A 10,594-nucleotide genomic window follows, 5' to 3' on the forward strand; every position below is an offset into this window, starting at 1 on the left:
AGAAGTTTTCCTACCTTGGACTTTGGCAACATATCCCTGAATTCAATGTAACTCGGGATTTTATATGCAGCCAACCTGTCCCGGCACCATTTCGTAAGGTCGGTTCCCCCCACTCCTCTGGCATCCTGTTTGAGTACTACAACTGCCTTGATACGCTCCCCCACCTTTTCATCGGGGACACCGATTACGCATGCCCCAACAACAGCAGGATGGTCCTGAAGAACCGACTCAATCTCTGAACAAGAGACCCTGAATCCCTTATGCTTTATGACATCTGCACTTCGATCCATATAATAAATCTGTCCCTCATCGTCCATCCGAACAAAATCCTTCATCCGGTACCATATCTTGCCGTCAAGCTCAACGTAAGCCTCTGCCGTTTCTTCAGGCTTATTCCAGTAACCCTTCGGGATATAGTCAGAGGTAACCAGCAGTTCCCCTGCCATGTTCGGTGGAACCGGTTCCAGTGTATCCGGATCAACAATCTTCACCTGTCTTGATGGCAATGGGAAACCAAGACTGCCAGGCACAGGCTCCTTGTCCATAGGACTCACTGCAACGAAACCAACCTCCGTTGAACCGAAGATCTGACGGATCGGGAGACCAAATTTTTGTTTCCACCTGTTATAAACCTCAGAAGGAAGGACATCCCCTCCGCTCCAGCAATATTTTAAAGAGGATAGGTCATAGAACTTTAGCCTGTCGTTTTCTAAAATCATGCGGTATAGGGTGGGGGCTCCGAGAAATAGGGTTGCCCTGTTCCTCTCGATAGCTTCTAAAATTGCATCAACCTGAGGAGTGGGCATCAATACAGCGGTATTTCCTTTGGTTAAAACCATCCCCAGGATAACCCCTTGTGCCAACTGGTGGAAAAGAGGATTTACCATAATGAGCACATCGTTGCCTTCAGAAATATAGCCTTCCCCTAATGCACGAACTTCCTGAACAAACGAGACCATCCCGGTATGGGTGGAAGGACATCCCTTTGGGAAGCCTGTTGTGCCACCGGTGTACAGTATATAGCAGAGGTGTTCGTTCGGTTTGATATTTACTTCAGGGGGTTGGGGTGGATAGTCGTGGATTGCTTTTCTGAAGGAGTATACATTTCCATCCCATTTCACAACACCCTTGGGCACCTTATCAAACATGGCGCCAACTGTTCTTTTATACCAGGGAAGTAAATCAACAAGATTTGTGACAATAGCCCTCTTGAGGCAGGTTTTTGGAAAAACCTCTTCAATATACCTGAAATTCGTGTCCTGACATACAACCGTCTCAGCGCCCGCATCGTTGATAAGGTAACTGATTTCATAAGGCGTATAAATAGGGGAAACCGTTACCGGGATAGCGCCGATTCGCTGAGCGCCGAAATATCCGATGAGGAATTGCGGACAATTCGGGATATACAGCATTACCTTATCGTTCTGCCTTACACCCAGATCGTACAGGGCCGTGGCAAATCGGTCAATCAACTCTTTCAGTCGTTTATAGGAAAATTTCTCACCAATGTAAATGATGGCCGGGTGATCAGGATATTTCTCGCAAGCTCGCTCGAATCCGCTGATGAGCGGTTCGTCATATGATGGTATCATAATCCCCCTAAATTTTCAGACCTTGTATGGTTATTTACATATAAATAGGATTTTCTAATCCATATATTTCATCGCTAATTTTTTTTAGCATATAAACAGGAAGGAAACAATAAAATCATTAACTCTCTCGATTTCCACAAGAACAACTTCAACCTTGACAACAATAAGGGTCTTTGATAGGATTGAACTAATGAAAATCATTTGCGATTTGCTAATGATAAATTAAATGCCACGCATATTCGACAACATAGACAATCATTTATTGCCTGCCCTTCAGGAAACGATTCAGCTATCCAACAAAGCAGATTTTTGCGTTGGCTATTTTAATCTCAGAGGCTGGAAAGGGCTTACCGCTCATATAGATCGGTGGGCTGGCGGGGAAGAAAACTGTTGTCGTATACTCGTAGGGATGCAACGTTTGCCCCATGAGGATTTACGTGCAGCCCTCAGCATAATTAAACAAGACAGTACCATTGACAACCAGACTGCCTTGAGACTTAAGAAAAATTTGGCAGAGGAATTTAAAAACCAATTGACTATAGGCATTCCAACAAATGAGGATGAGGAAGGCCTTCGTCGCCTGGCAGAACAGATAAAAGCAAAAAAGGTAATAGTGAAACTGTTCCTTCGCCATCCCTTACATGCAAAACTTTATTTGTTGTTTCGTTCTGATCCGATAAACCCAGTTATTGGCTACCTCGGAAGCAGCAACCTTACTCTTGCAGGACTTTCGCAACAAGGAGAGCTAAACATTGATGTATTAGATCTTGATGCATGCCAGAAATTGGTAAAATGGTTTCACGATCGATGGACAGACCGCTGGTGCATCGATATATCTGATGAGTTGGTTAAAATCATTGAAGAAAGTTGGGCAAGAAAAGAACTTATTCTACCTTATTATATCTACATAAAGATGGCATACCACCTTTCGCAAGAGGCACGTGCTGGCCTCTCAGAATTCAAGATTCCACGAGAGCTTGACCAGAAACTGTTTGAATTCCAAAAAGCGGCAGTAAAGATAGCTGCACACCACATTAATAAGAGAGGCGGCGTTGTTGTAGGGGATGTTGTGGGTCTTGGAAAGACATTTATTGCTACAACAATTGCAAAAATATTTGAGGATGACTTTGATCTCGAAACACTTATTTTATGCCCCAAGAACTTAGTCAAGATGTGGGAAGACTATCGGGATGAATATCGTTTAAGGGCGAAGGTTCTTCCCATAACCAGAGTCATACAGGATTTACCGCAACTTAGACGCTACCGCCTCATAATTATTGACGAAAGTCATAACCTCAGGAATCGCGAAGGGAAGAGATACCGTGCTATCCAGGAATATATACGGGAGAATGAAAGCAAATGCATTCTTCTCTCTGCTACACCATATAATAAAACTTACCTTGATCTTTCTAACCAGTTGCGCCTTTTTGTTTCGGAAGATAAAAACCTTGGTGTTCGTCCCGAACAATTTCTCCGAGAAATTGGTGAGGCAGAATTTATTCGTCGTCATCAGTGTGCGGTACATTCTCTCTCAGCTTTCGAAAAAAGTGCATATACCGATGACTGGCGTGAGCTTATGCGCCTTTATATGGTGCGCCGTACCCGTAGTTTCATACAGGAAAATTATGCGGAAATAGATTCTGCAAACGGCCGTAAATATCTTACCTTCAAAGATGGTACCCGTTCCTACTTTCCTAATCGTATGCCGAAAACGGTTGCCTTTAAGATTGACGAGAAAAATCCGGATGATCAATATGCAAAGCTATACTCACAAGATGTAGTTGATACAATCAACAGACTGGAGCTTCCACGCTATGGTCTCGGAAATTACTTAGCACCTAACCCTCATGAGCCGCCCACTCAGAATGAAGACAGAATTATTAAAGACTTATCCCGTGCAGGCAGGCGCTTGATGGGTTTCTGTCGTACTAATCTTTTCAAGCGTTTAGAGAGCAGCGGCAATGCATTCATTCAATCCATTTCACGTCATATCCTCAGAAATTATATATATCTTTATGCAATCGAAAATGGGCAATCCCTGCCAATAGGCACTCAGGAGGCTGAACTGCTTGATACTCGAATTAACGATGAAGATATTGACTCCAAGTTATTTACTGATAGTCTTTTTGAGAACGATGAAGACAATGAATATGGAAATGAAATACCAGCAGTTCTCCTTACAGAAGAAGATTTCAAAAAGCGGGCAAGGAAGGTTTATGAGGAATATTCAAGTCAATATAAAAGCCGTTTCAAATGGTTGCGTCCCAATCTCTTCATAAACACACTCTACAAAGATTTAACTAATGATGCAAAGGCACTTCTTAGAATTCTTCAAGACAACGGGGAATGGAACCCTCAAAAGGATTTAAAACTTGATGCTCTTTTTAAAATGCTTGGAGAAAAACATCCTTATGAGAAAGTCATAGTTTTTACCCAATTTGCTGATACGGTTTATTATCTTGAAACACAACTTAAGAAACGAGGGATAAATAGCATTTCGGGTGTTACAGGTGATTCTCTTGATCCTACAGGTCTTGCCTGGCGGTTTAGCCCTGTGAGCAACAATAAACGTGCTCAGATTAAACCAGAAGATGAACTCCGTGTTTTAATCGCTACAGATGTCTTAAGTGAGGGGCAAAACCTTCAGGACTGTTCTACCATTGTCAATTATGATTTACCATGGGCTATTATTCGACTTGTTCAGAGAGCAGGACGTGTGGATCGCATAGGCCAGCAGGCAGAAGACATTATATGTTACTCATTCCTTCCGGCAGATGGTGTGGAGCGTATAATTCGCCTGCGTGCAAGGGTACGGCAGAGATTACAGGAAAACGCTGAGGTAGTTGGTACGGATGAAGCGTTCTTTGAAGACGATAGAGACGACCAAGCAATTGTTGATGTTTATAATGAAAAATCAGGCATCATTGATGGTGATGCGGATACAGAAGTTGACCTCGCATCGTATGCATACCAGATATGGAAGAATGCAATTACCGCCAACCCATCGCTCCAGAAAATAATCCCTGAATTACCACCAGTCATATACGGAACAAAATTGCACTATCCCGATGAAAAAGAGCCTGAAGGGGTGCTGGTATATCTCCGAACAGCAGATGACAACGATTCCCTTGCCTGGATGGGCAAAGATGGGAAAAGCGTTACGGAGTCACAATTTTCCATACTCAAAGCTGCTGAATGTAAGCCTGACACCACGCCGTTACCACGTATGGAAAATCATCACATATTAGTTCAAAAAGCAGTAGAGCTAATAGTTGAAGAAGAGAAAAGCATCGGCGGCCAATTGGGAAGACCATCAGGAGCCAGATTCAGGACGTATGAGAGATTAAAACGCTATACTGAAGAGATAAAAGGTACGCTCTTTGAATCCCAGGAACTGCTCAAAGCAATAGATGATATTTACCACCACCCCCTCCGACAATCAGCTATCGATACCCTTAACCGCCAGTTAAGAAGTGGTATATCTGATGAAATGCTTGCGCAGCTTGTTATAGCCCTTCGTGATGAAGACCGTCTTTGTATAATTCACAAAGAAGAACAGACACAGGAACCGCGCATCATCTGTTCTATGGGGCTTGTGAAAGGTGAATAACGATGCCTATTGAAATAGATAGGGCTCGTAACTGTCTCAAATCCTGTGATTTTAAATTGCTTCTCATTGAGGAACTTGGTTGGGACCATTATTCTACACAGCTTGAAATCTCAGTTGATGGACAGAATTACGTTCTTGAAGCAGTTGCAGAGAAAAAGGGGATGGTCATTTTCCTCTGTTTAAACCCAGATGATAAAAACATACCGACTTATCCTGTAAGACGTAAAATAGAACGCCAGGTTGCAAGGTCTGTCCATGAGCACATCATAATCTACTTAGATGATAACAGGACAACCCAGATATGGCAGTGGGTGAAACGAGAGTTGGGGAAACCCACCGCATGTCGTGAACATACCTTCCATGTGAATCAACCCGGCGATTCTCTCATCCAGAAATTACAAACGTTAGCTTTTAGTCTCGAGGAAGAAGAAAATCTCACCATTGTGGATGTGGCAGGAAGAACACGTTCTGCCTTTGATGTAGAAAAGGTAACAAAAAAATTCTATGACCGATTTAAGACAGAACACGATGCATTCCTCAAATTCATCGAGGGAATTCCTGATGAAGAGATGCTCCGATGGTATACATCGGTGATGCTCAACAGGCTTATGTTCATATACTTTATTCAAAAAAAAGGTTTTCTCGATAGCGATGACAATTATTTGAGAAACAAACTTGTCCAGAGTAAAGAAAAAAGTAAAGACTGTTTTTATAAAGCGTTTCTCTGCCCGCTTTTCTTTGAGGGATTTGCAAAAAAGGAAGATGAGCGGTCAGAAGAAATGAACCATCTGCTTGGGAAAATCCCGTATCTTAATGGTGGCCTGTTTTTAAAACACCAGATAGAAGAACTCTACGGTGAACAGATTGAAATTACTGACAACGCTTTTGAGAAACTCTTTGATTTTTTTGACCAGTACCAATGGTATCTCGATGAACGTCCACTTCGGGCTGACAATGAAATCAACCCGGATGTCCTCGGTTACATCTTCGAGAAATACATCAACCAGAAACAAATGGGCGCGTACTACACGAAAGAGGACATCACTGAATACATAAGCAAAAACACTGTTATCCCATTCCTCTTTGATGCAGCGAGACAGAAATGCAATATTGCTTTTGAGGGTGAACAATCTGTTTGGAAACTGCTGCAATCCGATCCAGACCGGTATATTTACAAAGCTGTTCGCAAAGGTGTTAACCTGCCGCTTCCTGAAGAGATTGCCGTTGGTTTGAACGATGTCTCGAAGCGCACAGAGTGGAACAAGTCAGCCCCGGAAGAGTATGCTCTGCCTACTGAAATCTGGCGTGAGGTTGTGGCACGGCGCAAATGGTATGAAAAAGTAAAGGCAAAGGCTATTGCCGACGAAATAACTTCAATTAATGACTTCATCACATACAATCTGAACATACGTCAGTTTGCCCAGGATGTAATTGAGAACTGTGAGGGACCTGAATTGCTCCGGGCATTCTGGCACGCCATCGTCGGAAAGATACCGGAAAAATCGAATGAAAAATTTGAGAACGGTATCACAGTGCTTGACCCTACCTGTGGTTCCGGTGCATTCCTTTTTGCTGCCCTTAACGTTCTTGAGCCACTCTATGAAGCCTGTCTCGACAGGATGGAGGTTTTTCTCGATGACTTGGGGCGGTCAGGAGAGAAACGCCGTTCTGATAAATATGGAGATTTCAAGAAAATACTCAAGAGGATAGACAACCACCCCAATAGACGATACTTCATTCTTAAATCGATCATCATAAATAACCTATTCGGTGTGGATATTATGGAGGAGGCAGTTGAGATCTGCAAGCTCCGGCTCTTCCTCAAGCTTGTGGCTCAGGTAGATGAAGCAGAGAAGATTGAGCCTTTACCCGACATTGATTTCAACATCAGAGCGGGGAATACGCTGGTTGGTTTTGCTACGTATGAAGATGTCGAAAAAACGGTCACGAGCAGACTGGGTACAGCAAATACCATGGCAAAAATCAGAAAGAACGCACAGGAGTTGGACGAGCTGTTTAACCTCTTCCGGCAAATGCAAACAGAGCAAGGCATGGATTCTCATGATTATTCCGATGCAAAGGAAGAGGTAAACAAAAGACTCAAAATTCTGGAAGATGAGTTGAATCTCTATCTCGCTGGGGAATACGGAGTCGACGCCAGGGAAAAGACTCATTACGAGGCATGGCGTTCTTTGTATAAGCCATTTCACTGGCTTGTTGAATTCTACGGCATTTTGAAAGATGGCGGATTCGATGTTATCATCGGGAATCCCCCTTATGTGGAATACGTGAAGGTTAGGAAAGCTTACTCGGTAAAAGGTTACGTTACTGAGGCGTCCTCTAACTTGTACGCCTTTGTTACCGAGCGAAGCCTAACACTAATGAACAGGGCAGGTGGTTTCGGTTTCATTGTTCCAATAAGTATCGGGTGTACCCAACGAATGAAATCAGTTCAAGACTACATCGGGAGCATGACTCATAACGCATGGTTCAGTAATTATGCAGAGCGCCCAAGCAAGTTGTTCGTTGGCGCCGAAGTCCTGTTGTCAATTATTATTGCACGAGGGTCTGGACTTATCGGTGAGCGAAATCAATTCACGACTGGATTTACCAAGTGGACTACTGATGAACGTCCCGTTTTGTTTGACCGAATTACATATTGCCAATTTACAAATAAACCGAAACTTTACGTAGTTCCAAAACTTGCAGTTCTAACAGAAATTGCAATCTTACGCAAACTGGTCTCTCGTTCCGGTTCACTAAGTCTCAGTCTGCACAACCGCTCCAATCATACAGTTTTCTATCGAATTGGTGGGGGTCGTTACTGGAAAATTTTTACTAACTTCCAGCCACGCTTCGTGCTGAACGGTGAGTTGGGAGTTTCCAGTCGTGAGAATTATCTGTATTTTGCCTCCGAAACCATCCGCGATGCTGCCATCTCTGTTCTCAGTAGCTCCTTATTCTATTGGTATTTCATCCAGACAACCAACTGTCGAGACCTTAACCCGAGTGACTTACAGGAGTTTCCAATTAATTTGGGCTCCATTTCGAAAGACAATCTCTCGGCTCTTGTGGAGCTTTGCGGAAAGCTCATGAAGGACTACAGTGAAAAGAGTGCAATGAAGGAGAAGACATCAAGCTTGACGGGCAACATTATCTACCAAGAGTTTTACCCGAGACATTCTAAACCCCTCATCGACGAAATTGACCGCGTCCTCGCCCGTCACTACGGCTTCACCGACGAAGAACTCGACTTCATCATCAACTACGACATCAAATACCGTATGGGACTTGGAAGTCAGGAGGATGAATGACCCGGGAAGAACTGTTTGCACTTGTCTCTGAAATCCAGTCTTATCAGAGTGAACTGGACGACGTAGAAATAAAACCAGCCGACGTCAGGTGTAATATGGGAAAAATTCTAAGGGTTAGTTTGTGACAAAAATTTTCAGGCTATATATTGATGAATCCGGTGATCATTCTTATGGGAAGAGAGAACTAAAAAAACTCCAGTTAAAAACAAAGGAAGGTATTATCGATTTTTCTCGGGATTACTATCCAGAACTGAATAAACCTGATAAGCGCTATCTCGGAATTACAGGCTGCATAATCGAAAAAGAGATGTATCAGAGCACATTTCATCCGAAGATGGAAGAACTCAAGAAAAGACACTTTACTTTTGATATTGATGATCCTCTTATTTTTCACAGAGCAGACATAATGAACAAACGGGGGCGTTTCTGGAGACTACGAGATTCTGAAAAGGAAAGCTATTTTAATAGTGATTTACTGACTTTCTTTAGAGATATGGATTACACGGTTATAGCGGTTGTTATCGATAAAAAGACCCATATTGAGCGTTATCAAGCATTTGCCTATCACCCATATCATTTCTGTCTTGCTGCAGTTCTTGAGAGGTATTGCGGGCTATTACATTTTTATAATGCAAAGGGTGACGTTATGGCGGAAAGCAGAGGGGGTTCGGAAGATAAACAACTTAAAGAGGCGTATAGAAAGATTTACGAAGGAGGGACACAATTCAGACACTCCGATTTTTTCCAAGGTGTATTGACGAGCAAAGAAATTAAGATCAAATCCAAGGCTGCAAATATAGCCGGGCTTCAATTATCTGACCTGCTCGCCCACCCTCTCAAACAGCAGATTTTAAAGGAAAACGGAAGATTACCCGATTCAGAAGTAGAGACCTTCGGAAATAAGGTGTGCGATGCAATGGAAAATAAACTGAACAGGCATGTTTATTCTGGGGAGATTTATGGTTATGGAAAGGTGTTTATAAAATGAAAAACCGAGCTAAACACTCGGCTTTTCACGCTAGCCCTACACGGGCCATCCACCTCCAAATAATTGGATTAATATTAATATAATGAAGTGGTTAGGGAATGTCAAGGAAAATCGAAATAAATCCTGTTACCTCAAACAGAGAACTTCGTGGGCTTGTTCGGACTGGATCATACATAAAGGTACATAAACAATATTTCAAATAAATGCTTATTGATATGATAGCAATATTATGAATATCACAACACATATTAATCGTGACAATAGCCTGTATCCAAAATCTTTACAGAAATTTCTCACGAAGGACATCCCTGACAAAATAACAGCTATCGGTAATATTGAGCTTCTTAATAACAAAAAACTTGCCGTATTCTGCTCCGTTAAATGCCCTGGGAGTATCATTGTGCAAACCCATGACTGTATGAAATCTTTAAAAAACTCTGAGGTTACGGCAATTGGGGGTTTTCATTCCCAAATAGAGCAGGAGTGCTTGAGTATTTTGCTCCGTTGCAAAAGTCCAATAATTATCTGCCCTGCCCGTAGTATCAAAAATATGAGAATAAAACAAGAATATCAACAACCTCTTGATGAGGGTCGCCTTCTCTTCATTTCACCTTTTATTGAAAAAGAAAATAGAATCAGCACCCAAAGGGCAGATGCTCGGAATCATTTTGCCGCTGCACTGGCTGACATTATTTTTGTACCCCATGCCCAACCAAAAGGTAAAACCGAAAAACTCTGTTTGGAGATTGCAGGGTGGGGCAAAGCCATCTTCACCCTCTCGAACACTTACAATAAACACCTGATTTCTCTTGGAATTAAAGTTGTTACCTCCGACCTTTTTATCAGCAACGTAATATCTACACGGCTACATCAAATACCGCATGGGACAGGATAACGAGGCAATGAAGTAAAATATATGAAATCTATTATAAATAATGAAAAAAGTCCTAATCTCTATATCATTGCTGGACCCAACGGTTCTGGAAAGACGACATTTGTTAAAAAATTTCTTCCTCATTATGCACATTGCCTGAATTTTGTGAATGCCGACTTAATCGCATCTGGTCTCTCTCCATTTTCTCCTGAAGTT

General features: G+C 42.4%; 6 protein-coding genes. 5 read left to right on the forward strand and 1 reads right to left on the reverse strand.

The annotated features are described in order from the left end of the window. Positions 1-1,592, reverse strand: a 1,592-nt coding sequence (locus tag NTU69_11840; protein ID MCX5804198.1) for an AMP-binding protein, incomplete at its 3' end; no start/stop codon positions are given. A gap of 226 nt (positions 1,593-1,818) precedes the next feature. On the opposite strand from NTU69_11840, the gene NTU69_11845 reads away from it, so the two are divergent. From NTU69_11845 to NTU69_11865, 5 genes are all read left to right on the forward strand, one after another. After that, positions 1,819-5,202: a helicase-related protein gene (locus NTU69_11845; protein ID MCX5804199.1), complete on the forward strand. Its 3,384-nt coding sequence runs from the start codon at positions 1,819-1,821 to the stop codon at positions 5,200-5,202. A 2-nt stretch (positions 5,203-5,204) separates the two neighbouring features. Then, complete coding sequence (locus NTU69_11850) at positions 5,205-8,516, forward strand: Eco57I restriction-modification methylase domain-containing protein (GenBank protein MCX5804200.1); 3,312 nt, start codon at positions 5,205-5,207, stop codon at positions 8,514-8,516. A gap of 121 nt (positions 8,517-8,637) precedes the next feature. Further along, positions 8,638-9,504 carry a DUF3800 domain-containing protein gene (locus NTU69_11855; protein ID MCX5804201.1) on the forward strand — a complete coding sequence of 289 codons (867 nt, stop codon included), beginning with the start codon at positions 8,638-8,640 and terminating at the stop codon, positions 9,502-9,504. A 229-nt stretch (positions 9,505-9,733) separates the two neighbouring features. Next, positions 9,734-10,399: a DNA-processing protein DprA gene (locus tag NTU69_11860; protein ID MCX5804202.1), complete on the forward strand. Its 666-nt coding sequence runs from the start codon at positions 9,734-9,736 to the stop codon at positions 10,397-10,399. Positions 10,400-10,420: 21 nt separating this feature from the next. Then, positions 10,421-10,594, forward strand: a 174-nt coding sequence (locus NTU69_11865) for a Zeta toxin family protein (GenBank protein MCX5804203.1), incomplete at its 3' end; no start/stop codon positions are given.

Source organism: Pseudomonadota bacterium, assembly GCA_026388215.1.
In the GTDB taxonomy this organism is placed as follows: domain Bacteria; phylum Desulfobacterota; class Syntrophorhabdia; order Syntrophorhabdales; family Syntrophorhabdaceae; genus JAPLKF01.

What these genes read in the sequence shown, in the direction of transcription:
- NTU69_11845 (MCX5804199.1), top strand. Translation starts at nt 1,819, where the DNA reads ATGCCACGCATATTCGACAACATAGACAATCATTTATTGCCTGCCCTT.
- NTU69_11850 (MCX5804200.1), top strand. Translation starts at nt 5,205, where the DNA reads ATGCCTATTGAAATAGATAGGGCTCGTAACTGTCTCAAATCCTGTGAT.
- NTU69_11860 (MCX5804202.1), top strand. Translation starts at nt 9,734, where the DNA reads ATGAATATCACAACACATATTAATCGTGACAATAGCCTGTATCCAAAA.